18 protein-coding genes, 2 tRNA genes, 1 pseudogene and 1 other annotated feature are annotated in these 22,703 nt (G+C 39.3%); of the genes and pseudogenes, 20 read left to right on the plus strand and 1 reads right to left on the minus strand.

Features of this window, described 5'->3' with window-relative positions:
• The first annotated feature begins 11 nt into the window (after positions 1-11).
• From JCM9140_RS09750 to JCM9140_RS09765, 4 genes and pseudogenes are all read left to right on the plus strand, one after another.
• Positions 12-601, plus strand: a pseudogene (locus JCM9140_RS09750) (XTP/dITP diphosphatase).
• 11 nt (positions 602-612) lie between these two features.
• Positions 613-1,125, plus strand: coding sequence for a metallophosphoesterase family protein (locus tag JCM9140_RS09755; RefSeq protein WP_034745426.1), 513 nt, complete (start codon positions 613-615; stop codon positions 1,123-1,125).
• 300 nt (positions 1,126-1,425) lie between these two features.
• Positions 1,426-1,496 (plus strand) — tRNA-Gly (locus JCM9140_RS09760).
• A 2-nt stretch (positions 1,497-1,498) separates the two neighbouring features.
• Positions 1,499-1,575 (plus strand) — tRNA-Arg (locus tag JCM9140_RS09765).
• Positions 1,576-1,606: 31 nt separating this feature from the next.
• Here the strand turns inward: JCM9140_RS09765 and JCM9140_RS09770 are convergent.
• Complete coding sequence (locus tag JCM9140_RS09770) at positions 1,607-2,020, minus strand: hypothetical protein (RefSeq protein WP_034745428.1); 414 nt, start codon at positions 2,018-2,020, stop codon at positions 1,607-1,609.
• Between the two features lie 305 nt (positions 2,021-2,325).
• On the opposite strand from JCM9140_RS09770, the gene ilvE reads away from it, so the two are divergent.
• From ilvE to yihA, 16 genes are all read left to right on the plus strand, one after another.
• A complete protein-coding gene (gene ilvE, locus JCM9140_RS09775; RefSeq protein WP_034745430.1) occupies positions 2,326-3,219 on the plus strand; it encodes a branched-chain-amino-acid transaminase in 894 nt (297 codons plus the stop codon).
• A gap of 50 nt (positions 3,220-3,269) precedes the next feature.
• A complete protein-coding gene (gene ilvD / locus JCM9140_RS09780) occupies positions 3,270-4,937 on the plus strand; it encodes a dihydroxy-acid dehydratase (protein ID WP_034745432.1) in 1,668 nt (555 codons plus the stop codon).
• A gap of 3 nt (positions 4,938-4,940) precedes the next feature.
• Positions 4,941-5,184 (plus strand) — a binding site (T-box leader).
• 117 nt (positions 5,185-5,301) lie between these two features.
• Positions 5,302-7,029, plus strand: coding sequence for an acetolactate synthase large subunit (gene ilvB / locus JCM9140_RS09785; RefSeq protein ID WP_034745434.1), 1,728 nt, complete (start codon positions 5,302-5,304; stop codon positions 7,027-7,029).
• A complete protein-coding gene (ilvN, locus tag JCM9140_RS09790) occupies positions 7,026-7,547 on the plus strand; it encodes an acetolactate synthase small subunit (protein WP_034745436.1) in 522 nt (173 codons plus the stop codon). Before ilvB ends, ilvN begins: the two co-directional genes overlap by 4 nt.
• 60 nt (positions 7,548-7,607) lie before the next feature.
• Complete coding sequence (gene ilvC, locus JCM9140_RS09795; protein WP_034745438.1) at positions 7,608-8,609, plus strand: ketol-acid reductoisomerase; 1,002 nt, start codon at positions 7,608-7,610, stop codon at positions 8,607-8,609.
• A 13-nt stretch (positions 8,610-8,622) separates the two neighbouring features.
• A complete protein-coding gene (locus tag JCM9140_RS09800) occupies positions 8,623-10,170 on the plus strand; it encodes a 2-isopropylmalate synthase (protein ID WP_034745440.1) in 1,548 nt (515 codons plus the stop codon).
• A 12-nt stretch (positions 10,171-10,182) separates the two neighbouring features.
• Complete coding sequence (leuB, locus tag JCM9140_RS09805) at positions 10,183-11,274, plus strand: 3-isopropylmalate dehydrogenase (protein WP_034745442.1); 1,092 nt, start codon at positions 10,183-10,185, stop codon at positions 11,272-11,274.
• A 116-nt stretch (positions 11,275-11,390) separates the two neighbouring features.
• Positions 11,391-12,809, plus strand: a complete 1,419-nt coding sequence (gene leuC, locus JCM9140_RS09810; RefSeq protein ID WP_034745444.1) for a 3-isopropylmalate dehydratase large subunit — start codon at positions 11,391-11,393, stop codon at positions 12,807-12,809.
• Between the two features lie 12 nt (positions 12,810-12,821).
• Positions 12,822-13,400, plus strand: coding sequence for a 3-isopropylmalate dehydratase small subunit (leuD, locus tag JCM9140_RS09815; protein ID WP_034745446.1), 579 nt, complete (start codon positions 12,822-12,824; stop codon positions 13,398-13,400).
• A gap of 202 nt (positions 13,401-13,602) precedes the next feature.
• A complete protein-coding gene (locus tag JCM9140_RS24220; protein ID WP_206777494.1) occupies positions 13,603-13,785 on the plus strand; it encodes a hypothetical protein in 183 nt (60 codons plus the stop codon).
• Positions 13,779-14,642: a HEAT repeat domain-containing protein gene (locus tag JCM9140_RS09820; protein WP_206777495.1), complete on the plus strand. Its 864-nt coding sequence runs from the start codon at positions 13,779-13,781 to the stop codon at positions 14,640-14,642. Before JCM9140_RS24220 ends, JCM9140_RS09820 begins: the two co-directional genes overlap by 7 nt.
• Positions 14,643-14,785: 143 nt before the next feature.
• The gene (gene tig / locus JCM9140_RS09825) at positions 14,786-16,078 is read left to right on the plus strand and encodes a trigger factor (protein ID WP_034745451.1); all 1,293 of its coding nucleotides are present in this window, start codon (positions 14,786-14,788) and stop codon (positions 16,076-16,078) included.
• A gap of 515 nt (positions 16,079-16,593) precedes the next feature.
• A complete protein-coding gene (gene clpX / locus JCM9140_RS09830; protein ID WP_034745452.1) occupies positions 16,594-17,868 on the plus strand; it encodes an ATP-dependent protease ATP-binding subunit ClpX in 1,275 nt (424 codons plus the stop codon).
• A 154-nt stretch (positions 17,869-18,022) separates the two neighbouring features.
• On the plus strand, positions 18,023-19,693 hold the full coding sequence (gene lonB, locus JCM9140_RS09835; protein ID WP_034745455.1) for an ATP-dependent protease LonB: 1,671 nt from the start codon (positions 18,023-18,025) through the stop codon (positions 19,691-19,693).
• A 131-nt stretch (positions 19,694-19,824) separates the two neighbouring features.
• Positions 19,825-22,146, plus strand: coding sequence for an endopeptidase La (gene lon, locus JCM9140_RS09840; RefSeq protein ID WP_235715318.1), 2,322 nt, complete (start codon positions 19,825-19,827; stop codon positions 22,144-22,146).
• Position 22,147: 1 nt separating this feature from the next.
• A partial coding sequence (gene yihA, locus JCM9140_RS09845) for a ribosome biogenesis GTP-binding protein YihA/YsxC (protein WP_034745458.1) occupies positions 22,148-22,703 on the plus strand: 556 nt, incomplete at its 3' end.

Below are 22,703 nucleotides of genomic sequence, written 5' to 3' on the forward strand. Positions count from 1 at the left end.
GGTGATAGCTTATGAAAGAGATTGTAATTGCGACAGAGAACAAAGGGAAAATTGCTGAATTCAAACAATTGCTAAAAGGGTGGGAAGTTCGCTCTTTACTAGATTATCCACAAATTCCAGAGATCATTGAGAATGGAGAGACATTTGCGGAAAATGCAGCGATAAAAGCTGAGACACTTGCTAACCACCTCAATTGTATCGTAATTGCAGATGATTCGGGCCTTGAAGTAGATGCCTACAAGGTCGACCAGGGGTGTATTCAGCTAGGTATGCAGGCGATAGTAAAAGTGACGAGGCCAATTTGCGAAAAGTATTAGCAGAATTAGTTGACGTACCTGCAGAAGACCGGTCAGCTAGGTTTATATGTGTTATGGCCGTTTCAAGACCCAACGAACAAACGCTATTTTATGAGGGGACATGTGAAGGAATAATCGCTCAAGAAGCTATAGGCTCGAACGGTTTTGGGTATGATCCGATTTTTTATGTACCAAAGCACGAAAAAACGATGGCTGAATTATCTCCTGAAGAAAAAAATAATCTTAGCCATCGGGCAAACGCCATAAACAAATTGCTGACCTATGAACATGTTTGGAATGTTTAGGAGGGAAATGAATGAAGGCGTTTATTATAAGTGATAGTCATGGCTGGGAACAGGAATTGAAAAAAGTCATTGATCGACATAGAAAAGATGTTGATATTCTAATACATTGTGGCGATTCAGAGTTACACAAAGAGCATAATGCACTGAGAGGTGTAAACACCGTAAAAGGAAATTGTGACTTTGGTGATGATTTTCCAAATGATATAACGGAAGAAGTAAAAGGGGTTAAGATCTATGTTACCCACGGCCATTTATATAATGTGAAAATGACCCATGTGCCATTAAGTTATAGAGCAGAGGAAAAAGGGGCAAATATTGCCTGTTTTGGTCATTCTCATGTAGCGGGCGCTTTTGTAGAAAATGGAGTTGTGTACATTAATCCTGGAAGTATCAGGTTACCAAGAAACAGAGTAGAAAAAACATATTGTATTTGTGATTACAACGATACGATAGCAATAGTTACATTCTATGATATTGATGGCAACGTGATTGAAGACATGGTCTACAGGTTTGAGTTAAAATAAGCTTATTCTCTCTTTATCACAATGGATCAATGTATAAAGAGAGAATATCATTTTTTTTTAGTGAAGTTGTTGACATTAAAGTTTTTATGGGTTATAGTAATAAATGTCGTCACAAGATGTAATGAAAAAATCTTAATTAATATGCGGGTGTAGTTTAGTGGTAAAACCTCAGCCACGAGCGTAATCATCTGTGGAAATGCTACGAGTTGTCTTGACGCATACGCTTCTATGAATTACTAGAAGAGGAAAAGACATGACTGGCGAAAAGTAAGACGAAGAGGTATAATTTTAAATAACTGTGCGGGTGTAGTTTAGTGGTAAAACCTCAGCCTTCCAAGCTGATGTCGTGAGTTCGATTCTCATCACCCGCTTTGTCCCAGTAGCTCAGCAGGATAGAGCAACGGCCTTCTAAGCCGTCGGTCGGGAGTTCGAATCTCTCCTGGGACGCCATCTAATTACATAAAATGAACAACGTCTCCACTTACGATGAAGTGGAGACGTTTTTTGTTTGTCCAGCTGATGCCTGTGCTAACACTTGATTTACATACAATTGATGGTTCTCTAGCAATTGTGCTCTATCGTAAAACAGCACTTGCCAGCCTTTTTTCTTTAATTGACGAATGATCTTTTTTTCGTTCAAACCTGGTTGCGTTTCAATGAGAGCAAGCTTGTACGGTACTAGAGCTAAGTTTGCCTTAATATGCTCAATCCAATAGTGCGGGGTTGGATAGTACATATTTGAACGTAACTGCTTGTACAAAAGTTTTTCACACTCGTTGTTGCAGGTTTGTTCCAATTCTTCCACTAAGACAAGAGAAGCACGTCTTTTCTTAAGAAGCTGTACATAGGGAAATTTTTTGGAGAAGTGCACGTATTTTTTGTATTTTTTTAACATATTGTATCACCCAATTATAGGATGTCCGATCAAATTGGGAATATGCTCTATATAGGTAAGAATGGAAATATTATTTTAGAATAAACGTAATAGTAGTATTGTAAGCGTATACAACTAAAGAGACTAATCAAAATAGTCGAATAATTTTAAAAAAATGGTTGACCATAGTGCAGAATGAGCGTATGATAAATCTCAAACAACACTATATGAAAAAACAAATGTCCGCTCTAGAGAGATAAAACTTGTAATAGTTTCTATTAACATTTTATGTGACTATTACATCATACAAGGGGAGTTAAAACGTCATGAGTGAGCAATGGATTTATTTAAATGGAGATTTTGTGCAAAAACACGAAGCAAAAATTTCAGTATATGATCATGGCTTCTTGTATGGAGATGGAGTTTTTGAAGGTATTCGTGTTTATGAAGGAAATGTTTTCAGGTTGCAGGAGCATCTTGACCGGTTATATAATTCAGCTAAGTCCATCATGCTTTCGATTCCACACACTAAAGAGGAAATGAAAAATCTAGTCGTTCAAACATTGCAAAAGAATCAACTTCACAATGCTTATATACGCCTAGTCATTTCAAGAGGAGTCGGAAATTTAGGACTGGACCCTACATCTTGTGGAACTCCACAGGTTATCATTATTGCTGAAGAACTAGCATTATTTCCTAAAGAACTATATGATTCTGGACTTGAAATCGTTACAGTCGCAACGAGAAGAAATCGTCCAGATGTGCTTAGTCCTAAAGTGAAATCTCTGAATTATTTGAACAATATTCTCGTAAAGATTGAAGCCAGTCTCGCTGGAGTAAGTGAAGCATTGATGTTAAACGATCAAGGTTATGTAGCCGAAGGATCTGCTGATAATGTTTTTATTGTAAAAGGAAATGAGCTTTTTACACCTCCTGGCTATGTAGGAGCGCTTGAAGGAATTACGAGAAATGCGATTATAGAAATAGCTAAAGATCTTGGTTATGTTGTCAAAGAAGAACCTTTTACTAGACATGATGTGTATGTAGCTGATGAAGTTTTCTTAACTGGGACAGCAGCTGAAGTCATTGCCGTAGTAAAAGTTGATGGTCGAGTTATTGGCGAAGGAAAACCAGGAAAAGAAACGAAGAACTTGTTAGAAGCATTTAGAAAAAGAGTTGTATTAGAAGGTGAAAAAGTTTATACAGAGACTTTTAAATAGAGCCGAGTGAAGCTGAGATAGAGAGTTTTGTAATATAGGGAGCGGGTAGCATGAGAAGTAATATGATTAAAAAGGGAATTGACCGGGCGCCACATCGAAGCTTACTTCGAGCAGCAGGTGTTAAAGAAGAGGATATGGATAAACCATTTATTGGTGTATGTAACTCATACATTGATATTATACCAGGACATATGCATCTAAATAAATTTGCAGAAGTAGCAAAGCAAGCAATTCGAGAAGCCGGAGGGATTCCATTCGAATTTAACACAATTGGTGTAGATGATGGGATTGCGATGGGGCATATCGGTATGAGGTATTCGCTTCCGAGCCGAGAAATTATTTGTGACGCTGCAGAAACGGTTATTAATGCACATTGGTTTGATGGCGTCTTTTACATTCCGAACTGTGACAAAATTACACCAGGCATGCTAATGGCGGCAGTAAGAACAAACGTACCAGCTGTATTTGTATCAGGAGGCCCAATGGAGGCAGGAAAAACAAAAGACGGTAAAAACTTGTCTCTTGTATCTGTCTTTGAAGGAGTAGGCGCATTTTCGTCAGGTAATATGACAAGAGAAGAGTTACTAGAGATTGAACAAACAGCTTGTCCAACATGTGGTTCCTGTTCAGGAATGTTTACAGCTAACTCTATGAATTCATTAATGGAAATGCTTGGTCTCGCGTTACCTGGAAATGGTACGATCGTCGCAACGTCTAATGATCGTCATCAACTAATCAAAGATGCTGCTAAACATTTGATGAACTTAATTGAAAAAGATATTCGTCCAAGAGATATTGTCACGAAAGAAACCATTGACGATGCTTTTGCTCTCGATATGGCAATGGGAGGATCAACCAATACAGTCCTTCATACATTAGCCATTGCAAACGAGGCAGAAATTGAGTATGACCTTAATCGAATTAATGAAGTAGCTGAACGAGTACCTTATTTATCAAAAATTAGTCCGGCTTCTGATTATTCAATGGATGATGTCCATCACGCAGGTGGGGTAAGTGCTATTATAAAAGAATTATGTAACATTGAGGGCGCTATTCATCCTGATCGAATTACGATTACTGGGAAAAGTTTGTATGAAAATGTAAAAGATGCAAAAATTACAAACGATGATGTGATTCGTCGTAAAGATAATCCTTATAGCCCGGTTGGAGGACTTTCCGTATTGTACGGAAACATTGCTCCAGATGGTGCTGTCATAAAAGTTGGGGCAGTAGATCCATCGATTAAAGTCTTTGATGGGGAAGCGATTGTCTTCAACTCTCAAGAAGAAGCTCAACAAGGCATCAACGATGGACTTGTACATGAAGGCCATGTTGTCGTAATTCGATATGAAGGTCCAAAGGGTGGACCGGGAATGCCTGAAATGTTAGCTCCAACTTCAGCTATTGCTGGAAGAGGTCTTGGAACGAAAGTCGCACTTATTACGGACGGTCGTTTCTCAGGGGCATCAAGAGGAATTTCAATTGGTCATATTTCGCCGGAAGCTGCTGAAGGAGGTCCAATTGCTTTTGTTCAAAATGGTGATCGTATTCGTATCGACTTACCTAATCGAACAATGGAATGGCTTGTGTCGGATGAAGAGCATGCCAAACGCAAAGAAGGTTGGGTTGAGCCAGAGCCAAAAGTGAAAAAAGGCTATTTAGCTAGATATTCAAAATTAGTTACATCGGCGAATACCGGTGGAGTTATGAAAATATAATAGACAAAAACGAAGAAGAGGAAAAGTAATCATTGATGTAACATCAACAGAGAGCCGTGGTGCTGAGATGCGGTGTTGTTACCTTTGACGAAGCTCGCCTCAGAGTACCAATCTGAACGAATGTTTTCTATTAAGATTGGTCGAGTGTACACAGCACTCGTTATCAAAACAATTAAGATTAAATAGGGGCTTTCTCTATTTAATGAATAAGGGTGGTACCGTGGAAAGAAGTCTTTTCGCCCCTTTTAGCTACAAGATTTGTAGCTTATATGGGGTGAAAAGATTTTTTTATTGGAGAAAAAGTTGTTCTGTAAATAAACTTTGGGGTTGTTAATGAAAGAGTCTGAATAAGGAGGCATGAAAGATGAGTACGAACGTGAAAAAGAAGGAACAACAAACAAATTCAGAGCCGAAACAAATGTCAGGTTCAAGTATGTTAATTGAAGCTTTGGCAAATGAGGGTGTCGACGTTATTTTCGGCTACCCTGGAGGAGCCATTTTACCAACATATGATGAGATCTATAAAACAGGTATTCACCACGTTTTAGCAAGACATGAACAAGGAGCTATTCACGCAGCAGAAGGCTACGCAAGAGTATCTGGAAAACCTGGAGTCTGTATCGTAACGTCTGGACCTGGTGCAACCAATGTTGTGACAGGAATTGCCGATGCGATGATTGATTCACTGCCGCTTGTCGTAATTACGGGGCAAGTTGCTACAACCGTCATTGGAACAGATGCATTTCAAGAAGCGGATATGATTGGAATTACGATGCCAATAACAAAGCACAATTATCAAGTGCGCTCTGTTGAAGAGTTTCCGAGAATTATAAAGGAAGCTTTCCACATTGCTACAACTGGTCGTCCTGGTCCGGTCTTAATTGACTTACCAAAGGATGTCTCACTTGCATCAGGGATGTTCGATTATAGCAAGGAAGTAAACGTACCTGGTTATCAACCAACAGTTGTTCCAAATCGTCTTCAGATCAGAAAAGTCGTTGATGCAGTATCAGAAGCGAAGAGACCAATCATTTTAGCAGGCGCAGGTGTGCTTCACGGGAAAGCATCGGAAGAATTATTTGAATATGTTGAAAAAATGAAAATTCCGGTTGTTAATACGCTACTTGGTCTTGGTGGTTTTCCTGGAAACCATGAATTGTTCCTAGGTATGGGGGGAATGCATGGAACTTATACAGCGAATATGGCTATATATGAATCTGATCTATTAATAAGCATTGGCGCAAGATTTGATGATCGATTAACAGGAAATTTAGCTCATTTTGCTCCAAATGCACGAGTGGTTCATATTGATATCGATCCAGCCGAAATTGGTAAGAACATTAAGACTGAGATTCCTGTCGTTGGGGATGCAAAGCAAGCCTTGAAAATGCTATTAGAAGAAGATGGCACACCAGGAAATACAGAAGAGTGGAGGAGCGTTCAACAAGAACGAAAAGCAGAATATCCACTTTGGTATCAAAAAGACGGTGAAGTGATTAAACCACAACACTTGATTGAAATGATATATGAAGCAACGAATGGAGAAGCAATTGTTACGACAGATGTTGGTCAACATCAAATGTGGTCAGCGCAATTCTTTACATTTAAAAAACCAAATCGCTGGGTTACATCAGGTGGACTTGGAACAATGGGATTTGGCTTCCCGGCAGCTATTGGAGCACAATTTGCTGAACCGAAAACACCAGTAATTGCTGTTATAGGGGATGCAGGTTTCCAAATGACAGCACAGGAGATGTCGATTTTACAAGAGCTTAATCTTCCAGTGAAGATTGTCATTGTCAACAATGCATCTTTAGGAATGGTTAGACAATGGCAGCAGTTATTCCATGGTGAGCGTTATTCAAATTCACTGTTTCCAATTCAGCCGAATTTCGTGAAACTTGCAGAAGCTTATGACATTAAAGGCATGCGAGTCGATGAACTAAGCAATTTAAAGGGAGCTTTAGAAGAAATGCTTCAGCATCCAGGACCTGTTTTACTAGAAGTTCGTGTTGCAAAAGAAGAAAATGTGTATCCGATGATTGCTCCTGGTAAAGGTCAGCATCAAATGGAGGGAGTTAAGCCACAATGAAACGTACGATCACAGCTCTTGTAAATAATACGTCAGGTGTCCTAAACAGAATCACTGGTCTGTTTGCTAGAAGGCATTACAACATTGAAAGCATCACAGTTGGGGTAACGGAGAATCCGTCAATCTCTAGAATGACCTTTGTCGTTGCAGCAGACAGTATGGAAAATGTGGAACAAGTAATTAAGCAACTGAACAAACAAGTTGATGTGTTAAAAGTAAAAGACATCACGGATGAATCCATTGTTGCTAGAGAATTGGCCCTTATAAAGATTGTAGCAACTCCGCAGCAACGTGGAGAAGTGGCAGCACTAGTTAATCCCTTTCGAGCTACGATCATTGATGTTGGTCGTGAATCGATGACCATTCAAATTACTGGGGATCATCCAAAAGTAGAAGCATTTATTGATTTGTTACGTCCTTATGGTATTAAAGAGATTGCTCGAACTGGAATTACAGCATTTAACCGCAGTACAAAAAAACCAGTACATGATCCATATCGATTAACATTAATCAACTAATTGAGGCAATACCAAAATTAATATAGATAAACTACTTAAATTAAGAGGAGAGATTTTATTATGGCAAAGGTATTTTACAATTCAGATGTTAACGAAGGAATCTTAAAAGGGAAAAAAGTAGCAGTGATCGGTTATGGTTCACAAGGTCATGCTCATTCATTAAATATGCGTGAAAGTGGTCAAGATGTTGTGATTGGTCTACGTCCAGGAAAGTCTTGGGATAAAGCAGTGGAAGATGGATTTGAAGTTGTTTCAGTACGTGAAGCTGCTGCTCAAGCTGATTTAATCATGATTTTATTACCAGATGAGCTTCAAACAACTGTTTATAAAAATGAAATTGAGCCTGAATTAACAGAAGGTAAAGCTTTAGCATTTGCTCATGGTTTTAACATTCATTTCAACCAAATTGTACCACCAAGCAATGTTGACGTATTTTTAGCAGCGCCAAAAGGTCCAGGTCACTTAGTTCGTCGTGTATTCCAAGAAGGTGGCGGAGTACCAGGATTGATTGCTGTATTCCAAGATGCTACAGGAAATGCAAAAGAAATTGCATTAGCTTATGCAAAACAAATCGGTTCTGCACGTGCAGGTGTATTAGAAACTACATTCCAAGAAGAAACAGAAACGGATCTTTTCGGGGAGCAAGCAGTATTATGTGGTGGAGCGTCTGCTCTAGTAAAAGCTGGATTTGAAACACTAGTTGAAGCTGGCTATCAACCAGAAGTTGCATACTTCGAGTGCTTGCATGAGTTAAAGCTTATCGTTGACTTAATGTATGAAGGTGGATTAGAAGGAATGCGTTATTCAATCTCTGATACAGCTCAATGGGGAGACTATGTAGCTGGGCCACAAGTTGTGACAGAAGAGACGAAGAAATCAATGAAGAAAATTTTAACTGATATTCAAACTGGTAAATTTGCTAAAGGCTGGATTCTAGAAAACCAAGCAAATCGTCCTGAGTTTACAGCTATCACAAGAGCTGAAAGCCAACACCCAATTGAAGTTGTTGGACGCGAATTACGTGAAATGATGCCATTCGTAAAGGCAAAATCAACAATCTAAGGAGTGGATAGTAGTGCGGAAGATTAATGTTTTCGATACCACGCTTCGGGACGGAGAACAGTCTGCTGGTGTGAATTTAAACTTTCAAGAAAAGCTAGAAATAGCGAAGCAACTAGAGCGTTTGGGTGTAGATATTATTGAGGCTGGATTTCCAGCCTCCTCTCAAGGAGACTTTGCTTCTGTTCAAGCGATTGCAAGAACCGTTAAAGGAAGCTCAATTACAGGTCTAGCCCGTTCACTTGAGCGTGATATTGAAACGACTTGGGAAGCATTGAAGGATAGCGCTGAACCAAGAATCCATGTGTTTATTGCCACATCTCCTATCCACATGCAATATAAGTTGAAAATGACTCCGGAACAAGTGATTGAAAATGCTGTTGCAGCAGTAAAGTTAGCTAAGAAGACGTTTCCTCAAGTTCAATGGTCTGCAGAAGATGCCAGTCGCTCAGACTTACCATTTTTAGCAAAAATCATTCAAGCGGTTATTGATGCAGGCGCAACGGTTATAAATTTACCTGATACAGTTGGTTACACAACACCGTATGAAATCGGTCAAATGTTCGGTTATGTGTCAGAAAATGTTTCGAATATCGACCGTGCCATTTTATCGACTCATAACCATGATGATTTAGGGATGGCTGTTGCCAACTCATTAGCTGCAATTCAAAATGGTGCTGGTCAAGTTGAATGTACAGTAAATGGGATTGGAGAACGAGCTGGAAACGCCTCTCTTGAAGAGATAGCTGTCGCCCTTAATATTCGTCAAGATCACTACAAAGCGGACACAGGCCTTGTTTTAAAAGAAATTAAAAGAACGAGTTCATTGGTGAGCAAATTAACGGGTATGGTCGTTCCAAATAACAAAGCTGTAGTAGGTGCGAATGCATTTGCTCATGAGTCAGGGATCCACCAAGATGGTGTCTTGAAAAACAAAGAAACATACGAAATCATTACGCCTGAACTTGTCGGGGTATCTTCTAACAGAATGGTTCTTGGAAAGCATTCTGGTCGTCATGCTTTCAAAGAAAAGCTTATGGAATTAGGATTCAACGGTACAGAAGAGCAGTTACAAAAAACATTTGTTGCGTTTAAAGATTTAGCAGATAAGAAAAAAGATATAACAGAGGACGATTTGTTTGCTCTTATGACAGAAGCAACTGTTGGCTCTAGCGTTGCTCATTATGAACTTGAAACGTTACAAGTGAACTATGGAACAACGAATATTCCAACGGCTACGATCACAATGAAACTTCCAACAGGAGAAACCGTTCAGGAAGCTGCTACTGGTTCGGGTAGTGTTGAAGCCATCTACAATACACTGGAACGTGTGATTGATGAAGAAGTATTATTAACGAATTATCGAATCCAATCAACAACAGCTGGTCGTGATTCCTTAGCTGAAGTGTATGTAACAGTTAAATATGACGGAACAGAATCCTCTGGCCGCGGAACGGCTCATGATGTTCTAGAAGCTTCTGCTAAGGCTTATATTAATGCTGTGAATCGTACGATTAATCGTAAGCAATTCAATGAACAACGAACAAATCCATTAAACGTGTAGGGAGGACGTAACATGAAGAAACGTATAGCCATTCTCCCTGGTGATGGGATTGGACCAGAAGTATGTGAGGCAGCTACAACCGTATTAAATGAAATTGGTACGATGTTTCAACATCAATTTGAATTTGTTTATGGAGATTTAGGTGGCATCGCTATTGATAAAACAGGGAATCCACTTCCAAAAGAAACGTTAACAATCTGTAAGAATAGCGATGCTGTTTTACTAGGTGCCGTTGGTGGTCCTAAATGGGATACGCTACCTGGAGAACAGCGTCCAGAAAAAGGTTTACTCGGATTACGAAAAGAGTTAGGTTTATTTGCTAACCTACGTCCAGTAACGATTTATGATGCTTTAGCAGATTCTTCTCCTTTAAAAGATGAAGTCATCCAAGGTGTAGACCTAGTTATTGTAAGGGAATTAACCGGAGGACTTTACTTTGGTGAGCCTCGTGAACGTCGAGGGGAAGGGAAAGAAGAATTAGCTGTTGATACGTTAGTTTATTCTAGAAAAGAAATCGAACGTATTGTTCGCAAAGGATTTGAATTTGCTGAAATTAGGGGCGGCACCTTAACCTCTGTTGATAAAGCGAATGTACTTGAATCAAGTCGTCTATGGCGTGAAGTCGTCGATGAAGTAGCAAAAGAATACCCGAATATTTCCTATAGTCACATGCTTGTGGACAATGCTGCTATGCAATTGGTCCGAAATCCGCGCCAATTTGATGTGATTGTTACAGAGAATATGTTTGGTGATATTTTAAGCGATGAGGCCTCTATGATTACTGGTTCACTAGGAATGCTTCCTTCTGCAAGTTTAAGTGAGGATGGCCCTGGATTATTTGAACCAATCCATGGATCTGCTCCTGACATTGCAGGAAAAGGAATTGCTAATCCTTTAGCTACGCTATCTTCCGTTGCGATGATGCTCACATATGCATTTTCCATGACAGAAGAGGCAGACGTATTATCAGCTGCGATCAATGATGTGTTAGAGGCAGGCCATAGAACTGCAGATTTAACAAGTGATGAGAGGGCAGTTTTGTCAACAACTGAAATGACAAATCAAGTGATTCAGGCGTTAACAAAAAAAGCCGTTAACTCTTAAGGAATATGAGGAAAAAACGTTAAGGAAACAACCAACCTATATTGTTTAGGAAGGTGTTTCCTTCATTAAACTCTTAAACTTTGAAAAAAATAAACGGTCATAAGGAGGAGTGCAAGGTGGCACCTAAAACGATTATTGAGAAAATTTGGGAAGCGCATGAAGTAGTACGAGAAGAAGGAAAGCCAAGTCTCCTCTATGTCGATTTACACATGGTCCATGAAGTAACGTCTCCACAAGCGTTTGAAGGACTACGCTTAGCAAATCGTAAAGTCAGACGTCCTGATTTAACATTCGCAACAATGGACCATAATGTTCCAACTGTGAACCGCTATGATATCTCAGATCAGATTGCTAGAACACAAATGGAAACGTTAGAATCGAACTGTAAGCAATTTGGGGTAGAGTTAGCGGATTTGGATCATCCAGAAAACGGAATCGTTCACGTAATTGGTCCTGAACTAGGGTTAACTCAACCAGGGAAGACGATTGTTTGTGGGGACAGTCACACGTCCACCCACGGTGCATTCGGTGCATTAGCATTCGGTATTGGTACAAGTGAAGTTGAACACGTACTTGCCACTCAAACTTTATGGCAATCACGTCCGAAAACATTAGAAGTACGAGTAACCGGGACTCTTTCCTCTGATTTATCCGCAAAAGATGTCATTTTAGCGATTATTTCCAAGTTTGGAGTAGATGTAGGTACAGGGTCTGTTATCGAATTTACAGGTGACGCGATTCGTGGAATGACGATGGAAGAGCGTATGACGATTTGCAATATGTCAATTGAGGCCGGTGCTAAAGCTGGATTAATCAGTCCTGACCAAGTTACATTTGATTATTTACAAGGTCGTCAATTCGTTCCAGAAGGGGAAGCTTTTGAGGAAGTTGTCGAGCAATGGAAGCAGTTAGCTACCGATGAAGGAGCTACGTACGATCGAGTTGTGACCATTGATGCTTCTGAGATTGAGCCTATGGTAACATGGGGAACAAATCCATCACAAGGAATTGGTGTTACCAAAGCTGTCCCATCTCCTGCCGATGGCAAGAACGAAACGGACCAAAGGGCAATCAAACAAGCTTTGGATTATATGGAACTTACACCTGGAACACCGATTGCAGATATTTCAATTCAACATGTTTTTATCGGGTCATGTACCAATTCTCGTTTAAGCGACTTACGAGCTGCGGCAAGTGTTATCAAAGGCAAAAAGGTTGCTAATCACGTTCGTGCACTTGTTGTGCCAGGATCACAAAAAGTGAAGCAGCTAGCTGAAGAAGAAGGCATTGATCAAATTTTTATTGATGCTGGTTTTGAATGGCGTAGTTCTGGCTGTAGTATGTGCTTAAGTATGAATCCAGATGTTGTACCTGAAGGAGAACGTTGTGCTTCAACGTCTAACCGTAATTTTGAAGGACGTCAAGGAAAAGGCGCTCGTACGCATTTAGTTAGTCCTGAAATGGCTGCAGCTGCAGCGATCGCTGGACATTTCGTTGATGTGAGAGAATGGAAGAAACAACAAGTAACTCAGTAAGGAGGGAGAACAATGGAACCAATTGTAAATCATAAAGGAATAGTCGCAACGATGGACAGAGTGAATGTTGATACCGACCAGATTATTCCTAAGCAATTTTTGAAGCGAGTAGAAAGAACAGGATTTGGTCAATTTTTATTTTATGATTGGCGTTTCTTAGCTGACGGAAGCCCTGATCCAAAATTTGAATTAAATCAAGAGCATAATCAAGGCGCATCTATTTTAGTGGCAGCCAATAACTTCGGCTGTGGCTCTTCACGGGAACATGCCCCGTGGGCATTGCACGATTATGGATTTAAGGTAATCATTGCTCCTAGCTTTGCTGATATTTTTTACAACAACTGTGTGAAAAACGGCATGCTTCCCATTCGTTTGGAAGAAGAAAAAGTGAATGAACTGCTAGCCAAAGGTGCAAAAGAAAAGTATGAGTTAACGGTTTCTTTAGAGGATCAACTTATAAGTGGAGTTGGCTTTGAAGCCACTTTTGACATTGATGCTTATTGGAAAGAGATGCTTTTAAATGGTTGGGATGAAATTGGTTTAACTCTTACGTATGAAGAACAAATCAAAGCTTTCGAACAGAAGGCTTAATGACTGAGTAATTCTAACGCTAACATGTAGCAAGCTGGCGTTTAGAGTTACTCTTTTCTTTTGTTGAACACACATTGTAATGGTATGAGTGAACTGTTAAAATAATAGAAATAGATGAACGACAATTCACAGGTAATAAGTTGACAATGGTAAATTGATATTCATGTGTTGTTCATACATGAAACAGAGTGGGGCGGTTCCAGTGGATAAACGAATACATAAAAATGATAAGAAAGTGATCTTGTATCCTGGACTTGTTAAGCGCTTAATTGAAAAAGGAATGGATGCGTTAAAGGAAAAGGATGGGAAGTCTGCTTATGACTTTTTTTGTCAGCAGAAGAACATGAGCCTGATCATCCACAAGTCCTATTTGGGAAGATGCTAAGTTTAGTCGAGTTGGGGCGATTAGAAGAAGCTGTTGAACATACGAATAGCTTACTTCGTGAAGGAATTGGCGACTATTATGAAAATCTACAAGTGCATATTTCTCTTCTTGTTCAATTAGGAAAATACCAGGAAGTAGTTGATATGCTAGATGCCGTCCTCTCTGAAAATCAGTTTCCTTCTCAATATGCAGAATCATTTTATCAACTGTTGCATTTTAGTAGGCAAATGGTTGGAGACAAAGAATGGTTACATCAATCTGAGGTAAGAGATGAACCTATTCCGCAAGAGTTACTTGAAATGCTTGAGTCCGAATCATTAGAGCTTCAGTCGAAAGCCATTCAACACTTAAGAGAGATTGATCATCCGGAAGCGATCCAAAAATTAGTAGAATTCCTTCATAAAAAAGACCGTGATTATGTCCTCCAAAGTATTGCGCTAAAGGCATTAGAAGAAAAGAATTGTCAAGATGTTATACATATGAAGAAACAAGGGCGTGAAATGGCCCTTATACCAAGTGAATTCAACAGTGACAATCAACAATTATTTTATCAGCAAATACTAGAATATGTTAGTGATCAACTTGAACATAAAGATCCACTCTTATATGAAATAACAAAGCAATTAAGTTGGACGCATCTATGGTCATTGTATCCCTTTTTGCCACATCCAGAAGACGCAAAGCTTTGGGGACACGTGTTCTGTTACTGTGCTGCAGAACGAATTGGATTAGAGGAAGAGTTAGTAGAGTTAGAAGAGCGTTATCAATTTAAGAGTACTTTTTTTATGGAAAAAGTAGAAGAAGTGAAGGAGCTTGAATCAATGGTCTATCAAATAGACACGAGTGGACTCACGTAAGGCAAGTGTGAAACGTAGACTAGGCTTGGATCAACTATTTGAAATGGACTGACGATATGTTATACTAGAATGGTTGTCAAAGATTATAGAAGAAAATCTATCGTTTACATAAACGAAGAGTGTATAAGTTGGAGGGAAAGTAAATGACTACAAAATGGGAAAAATTAGAAGGAAATGAAGGCGTCCTAACGATCGATGTAGCAGCTGAGAAAGTAGATGCAGCACTTGATCAAGCGTTTAAAAAGGTTGTTAAAAAGGTAAATGTTCCTGGATTCCGTAAAGGGAAAGTACCTCGTAGCATGTTTGAAAAACAATTCGGTGTTGAGTCTCTTTATCAAGATGCTCTAGATATTCTACTTCCAGAAGCATATGCTGGTGCGATTCAAGAAGCAGGCATTGAGCCAGTAGACCGCCCAGAAATTGACATTGAAACAATGGAAAAAGGTGCAACTTTAGTCTTTACTGCAAAAGTGACTGTGAAGCCAGAAGTTCAACTTGGCGAATACAAAGGTCTTGAAGTAGAAGAGCAAGATACAACGGTAACAGACGAAGATGTTGAGGCTGAATTGAAACAACTTCAAGAGCGTCAAGCTGAACTTGTGGTTGTAGAAGATGGAGCAATTGAAAACGGCGATACAGCTGTATTTGATTTTGAAGGTTTTGTTGATGGCGAAGCTTTCGAAGGTGGACAAGCTGATAACTATTCATTAGAAGTTGGTTCTGGTCAATTCATTCCAGGATTTGAAGAGCAATTAGTTGGTCTTAAATCTGGAGAAGAAAAAGACGTAGAAGTAACATTCCCAGAAGAGTACCATGCTGAAAACCTAGCTGGTAAAGCAGCAACTTTTAAAGTCAAAATCCATGATATCAAGCGTAAAGAATTACCAGCACTTGATGATGAATTTGCTAAAGATGCTAACGAAGAAGTAGAAACGTTAGAAGAGCTTAAAACTCAATTAAAAGACAAGCTTCAAAAAGATAAAGATCACCAAGCTGAGCATGCAGTTCGTGATACATTAGTTGAAAAGGCATCTGAAAATGCAACTATTGATATTCCAGAAGCTATGGTAAACACAGAAGTAGATCGTATGCTTCAAGAATTTGAGCAACGTCTACAAGCTCAAGGTATGAATCTTGAAATGTACTTCCAATTCTCTGGACAAGATGAAACAGCTATGCGCGAGCAATTCAAGACAGATGCAGAAAAGCGTGTTCGTGTAAATCTTACACTTGAAGCAATCGCATTAGCAGAAAATCTTGAAGCTACTGATGAAGACGTAGATAAAGAAATCGAAAAAATGGCAGAAATGTACCAACGTTCTGCTGAAGAAATTAAAAATATTTTTGCAGCTCAAGGTGGTCTTGAAGGAATTAAAGGCGATCTAAAAATCCAAAAAGCTGTCGAATTTCTTGTTGAAAACAGCAAAAAAGCGTAGAAATTTAATCATGCATGTAGATTAATGATAAAAAAACAAGGTGCGATGAATCGTGCCTTGTTTTTTCCTTACCTTTGCAACATGTATGGAGTTTGTCTTAATTGAACAAGCTTAATATAAGAATGGGCATATACAATAAATAGCAATTCAATGAAATTTGTACAAGAAAAAGGATTTTTCTTACTTAATCTTGAATGTATAATCAATCCATACATAAAATGAAGTAATCATATTTGATTGCTCGTCTTCTATGTTGATTCAAAATCACATAGTAACCCGGTAAATTTTAAATAGCATGGAGGTGTGAAATAGCAGTATCAATTCTGGTCATAGTCGTTAAAGGAGATAAGGGTTTTCTTTAGATGTTCTGATTGATTATGTGATACAATGACGACACATAACGATTATGAAGATTCGTAATGTAATTATTGTATTGTCATGTCCATTCATAAAAAAGCTTTTTTAGGCACAGTTACTTGAGGATGGTACAATATTTTCTAAGGGGTGATGATTGAATGTTTAAGTTTAATGAAGAAAAAGGACAACTTAAGTGTTCTTTTTGCGGAAAAACACAAGACCAAGTTCGTAAGTTAGTTGCCGGACCAGGCGTGTATATATGTGATGAATGTATTGAACTTTGTACCGAAATTGTTGAGGAGGAGCTTGGGACAGAGGAAGAGGTTGAGTTCCAGGAAATTCCGAAGCCAAATGAAATTAGACAAATTTTAGACGATTACGTCATTGGGCAAGATCGTGCGAAGAAGTCTTTATCAGTAGCGGTTTACAATCATTATAAGCGTGTTAATTCATTATCACGTTCAGATGAAGTAGAGCTTGCTAAAAGTAACATATGTATGATTGGGCCAACAGGTAGCGGGAAAACGTTACTAGCTCAAACATTGGCTCGTATACTTAATGTACCGTTTGCAATCGCTGATGCAACATCACTTACAGAGGCTGGTTACGTTGGTGAAGATGTTGAGAATATCTTATTAAAGTTGATTCAAGCAGCTGACTATGATGTAGAAAAGGCTGAAAAAGGGATCATTTATATTGATGAGATTGACAAGGTAGCACGTAAATCAGAGAACCCTTCCATTACTCGTGATGTTTCAGGAGAAGGGGTTCAACAAGCACTATTAAAAATTCTTGAGGGTACAAGTGCAAGTGTTCCTCCACAAGGTGGCCGGAAGCATCCGCATCAAGAGTTTATTCAAATTGATACGACGAATGTATTATTCATTTGTGGTGGTGCGTTTGATGGAATCGAGCAAATTATTAAACGCCGCCTTGGTAAGAAAGTAATTGGTTTCGGTTCTGATGTGAAGCAAGAAGATTTAAAGCCAGGAGAATACTTAGGAAAAGTGTTGCCTGAAGACTTGCTTCGTTTTGGTTTAATACCTGAGTTTATTGGCCGTTTACCAGTTATCTCAAGCTTAGAGCCACTTGATATTGATGCACTAGTTGAAATTTTGACAAAGCCAAAAAATGCGCTAGTAAAACAATATAAGAAATTGTTAGAGCTAGATGATGTAGAATTAGAATTTACAGAACAAGCCTTACGTGAAATTGGAAATAAAGCAATTGAACGTAAGACGGGGGCTCGTGGATTGCGTTCCATCATTGAAACGCTCATGTTAGATGTGATGTTTGATCTACCATCTCGTGAAGATATCGTGAAGTGTATTATTCACGATAAGTGTGTAACGGACAATGAATTGCCAACGTTACTCACAGCTGATGGGGAAGAGATCACATTGCCAAAATCAGAACCAAAAGAAAGTGCTTAATGAAAAAAAGCGAATCCGTCAAGGATTCGCTTTTTGGTATTCGTCCAATCGAATGTTGTTTTCCTCCAATCATTCTCAATTTTTTCTTTGATTAGTGTTGTTTTTCCCGGTCATACTAAGGGAAACAAAACGACTACTTCTGGGAGGTTTCATCATGAACTGGACAGGAATTGCACTGGTGATTCAGTTATTTTTTGGGGTCATCATTGGAGTCTATTTTTGGAATTTATTAAAAAACCAACGTAATCAAAAGGTCTCAATTGACCGTGAGTCACGCAAAGAGATGGAGGAGCTAAGAAAAATGCGTTCGATCTCACTGAGTGAGCCTTTGGCCGAAAAAGTGCGCCCTATCTCATTTGAGGATATCGTTGGGCAAGAAGAAGGCATCCGGTCACTCCGTGCTGCGTTATGTGGACCAAATCCTCAACATGTGATCATTTATGGACCACCAGGGGTTGGGAAAACAGCAGCAGCCAGACTTGTATTAGAAGAAGCGAAAAAGAATGGAAAGTCTCCATTTTCTCAAGATGCTGTGTTTGTTGAGCTCGATGGGACAACTGCTCGTTTTGATGAAAGAGGGATTGCGGATCCGTTAATCGGTTCGGTTCATGACCCGATCTATCAAGGAGCAGGAGCGATGGGACAAGCGGGAATACCTCAACCTAAGCATGGTGCCGTGACTAAAGCTCATGGCGGAATGCTATTTATTGATGAAATTGGGGAATTGCATTCGATTCAATTAAATAAGTTACTTAAGGTTCTAGAGGATCGGAAAGTGTTTCTTGAAAGTGCCTACTATAGTGAAGAAAACCAACAAATCCCAAGACATATTCATGAGATTTTTCAAAAAGGATTACCAGCTGACTTTAGGCTCGTTGGTGCTACGACAAGAACACCAGATGAACTACCACCTGCTATTCGATCTCGTTGTTTAGAAGTGTACTTCCGCGCACTAAAGCCAAAGGAAATTATTCAAATTGCTGAAAAGGCAGCAAATAAAATTCAGTTTGGTGCAGAGGAAGGAGCAATTGAACGCATTGCCAAATATGCGACAAATGGACGTGAGGCAGTTAACATCGTTCAAATTGCAGCCGGAATTGCTACAGCTGAAAATCGTACAGAATTGACCGTAGCAGATGTTGAGTGGGTCCTTCATGCAAGTCAAATTGCACCAAGACCAGAAAGGAAGATCCATAACGATTCTGCGATTGGTTTAGTGAATGGACTTGCCGTCTATGGACCCAACTTGGGAGCATTGTTAGAAATTGAAGTAAACGTACTCGAAAATCCTGGAAAAGGAACTGTGAATATTACAGGAATTGCAGAGGAAGAGAGTACAGGAAATCAAATGCGTTCCATTAGAAGAAAAAGTATGGCAAAAGGCTCTGTTGAAAATGTCGTTACCGTTCTTCGACGCATGGGAATACCGACACAAGATTACGATATTCACGTTAATTTCCCTGGAGGCGGTCCGGTTGATGGTCCATCAGCGGGAACCGCAATTGCAACTGGAATCTACTCAGCTATTCAAGGAGAAAAAGTGAAAAATACTATCGCGATGACAGGCGAATTAGGGATTCATGGAAAAGTTAAACCGATTGGTGGTGTCGTAGCGAAAGTAGAGGCGGCAAAACTAGCTGGTGCTGAAATGGTTATTATCCCAAAAGAAAATGAACAAGCGATTCTTCAAAAGATTACGGGTATCGAAGTGATCGCTGTCGAACATTTAGATGAGGTACTTGACCTAGCAATTGAACAAGAAGAAAAAGAAGAAGAAACGGTCCCGGCTAGTACGGAGCTGAATCCTTCCATCGCACCGGTCTAATATTAGACAAACAAAAATGGTTAAGATAAAATTGAATCATTCAATATTGAATCAAAGCCAATGGTTTCAAATGAGGAAATAATTGGGTATAAGAAGAAATAGGATGTACTTGGAGATGGAGGTGTATGCGGATGGTCGAAATGAATGTAAGGCGACAAATTCCGCTTCTACCGTTACGCGGATTGCTAGTTTTTCCAGCAATGGTGCTTCATTTAGATGTAGGAAGACCGAAATCCGTACAGGCGTTAGAGCAAGTGATGGAAACAGACCATCAAATTTTACTCGCAACTCAGAAAGAAATTTCAATAGATGACCCAACAGAGGAAGAGATTTACCCAATTGGTACACTTGCAAAAGTGAAAAGTCTTTTGAAATTACCAAATGGAACGGTTCGTATTCATGTTGAAGGATTGCAACGAGCACGAATTGACCAATTTGTGCAGACGGAAGATTTTTTACAAGTGAATGCAGAGCTAATGATGGAGGAAGATACGTACCTTACTCCTGAAATACAAGCTTTGATGCGTAATCTTTTGGCTATGTTTGAGCAATATGCAAAGGTTTCAAAGAAAGTATCTGCTGAAACTTTAGCTTCAGTAAAGGATATTAATGAAGCAGGACAATTTGCTGATGTTATTGCAGCGAACTTGCCATTAAAACTTCCAGAAAAACAAGAATTGCTTGAACTTCAATCCGTGAGATCTCGAATGTTGAAGTTGATTGAGATTCTAAACAACGAACAAGAGGTACTTGGTTTAGAAAAGAAAATTAGTCAACGTGTGAAAAAGTCGATGGAAAAAACGCAAAAAGAGTATTATTTGCGGGAACAAATGAAAGCCATTCAAAAAGAACTTGGTGATAAAGAAGGTCGATCAGGTGAAGTTTCAACGTTGCGTGAAAAAGCAGAAGAAGTTGAAATGCCTGAATCCATAAGAGAGAAATTTCTAAAAGAACTAGATCGTTACGAGAAGATGCCGACTAATTCTGCTGAAAGCTCCGTATTACGTAATTACTTAGATTGGCTTATTCAACTTCCTTGGACATATGAAACAGAAGATCAGTTAGATGTCATACGAGCAGAAGAAATTTTAGATGAAGATCATTATGGATTGGAAAAGGTAAAGGAACGAATTTTAGAATATTTAGCGGTACAGCAATTAACACGTGAGCTAAAAGGCCCTATTCTCTGTCTTGCTGGTCCTCCAGGAGTGGGGAAAACGTCATTAGCTCGTTCCATTGCTCGTTCATTAAATCGAAAATTTGTCCGCATTTCTCTTGGTGGTGTTCGCGACGAAGCAGAAATTCGTGGTCATCGCAGAACGTATGTCGGGGCTATGCCAGGACGTCTTATTCAAGGGATGAAAAAAGCGGGTTCGATCAATCCTGTTTTTCTATTAGATGAAATTGATAAAATGGCGAATGATTTTAGGGGAGATCCATCATCTGCCCTTCTAGAAGTACTTGATCCTGAACAAAACAATACGTTTAGCGATCATTATATTGAGGAGCCTTATGATCTTTCAAAAGTAATGTTTGTAACGACGGCCAATAATATCGGAACCATCCCTGGTCCTCTTTTAGACAGAATGGAAATCATATCAATTGCTGGCTACACAGAACTAGAAAAAATTCATATTGCAAAAGACCACTTGTTGGAAAAGCAAATGAAAAATCATGGTTTAACAAAAGGGATGCTTCAAGTAAAAGACGAGGCGATACAAAAAGTGGTCCGATATTACACTAGAGAAGCCGGAGTTCGTAATTTAGAAAGACAAATAGCTACTCTTTGTCGTAAAGCCGCTAAGAAGATTGTAACGGCTGAGAAGAAAAAAGTGATTCTCACAGCAAAAGCAGTAGAAGAGATGTTAGGAAAGCCACGTTTCCGTTACGGACTAGCAGAAGTGGAAGATCAAGTTGGGGCAGCAACTGGACTAGCTTATACAACCGTTGGTGGAGACACGCTCTCGATCGAAGTATCAGTAGCTCCAGGAAAAGGAAAGTTAACCTTAACAGGAAAACTTGGGGATGTGATGAAAGAATCTGCTCAAGCAGCTTTCAGCTACATTCGTTCCCGTTCAGCTGAATTGAATATCGATCCTAATTTTAATGAAACAAATGATATTCATATTCATGTTCCAGAGGGAGCAACACCAAAGGATGGTCCTTCTGCAGGAATTACAATGGCGACTGCATTAGTATCAGCACTAACAGGACGCAAAGTAAAAAAAGAAGTTGGAATGACTGGGGAAATCACGTTACGTGGACGTGTTTTGCCGATTGGTGGCTTAAAAGAAAAATCAATGAGTGCTCACCGTGCGGGGTTAACGACTATTTTAATCCCGAAAGACAATGAAAAAGATTTAGAAGATGTACCAGAGAGCGTGCGAAAAGACTTACAATTCATTCTTGTATCTCATCTAGATGAAGTCCTAAAGCACGCGTTAGGAGAGTAGAATGAAAGTAACAAAGTCAGATTTAGCACATGTAGCAGTAAAGCCAGAACAATACCCAAAATCAGGATTGCCTGAGATTGCATTATCCGGAAGATCGAATGTTGGGAAATCATCTTTTATTAACAAAATGATTAACCGCAAAGGGTTAGCTCGCACATCTCAACGCCCTGGGAAAACACAAACATTAAATTTTTATGAAATTAACGAAATGCTATATTTTGTCGATGTACCAGGTTACGGTTTTGCCAAAGTTCCAAAACCAGAAAGAGAAGCCTGGGGACGGATGATTGAAACGTATTTGCATGATCGTGATCAATTAAAAGCGGTCGTACAAATTGTAGACTTGCGTCATCCCCCTTCGTCAGATGACAAAATGATGTATAGCTGGCTTAAGCATTTTGATATTCCCGTCATTGTCGTTGCAACAAAGAGTGATAAAATCCCAAAAGGAAAATGGGATAAGCATTTAAAAGTCATCAGAAAAGACTTAGAAAAAGTTGAATCAGATCCATTGCTTCTTTTCTCGTCTGAGACTGCCAAGCAACGAAAGAAGGACA

This window comes from Halalkalibacter wakoensis JCM 9140, assembly GCF_000513095.1.
In the GTDB taxonomy this organism is placed as follows: Bacteria; Bacillota; Bacilli; order Bacillales; family Bacillaceae_D; genus Halalkalibacter; species Halalkalibacter wakoensis.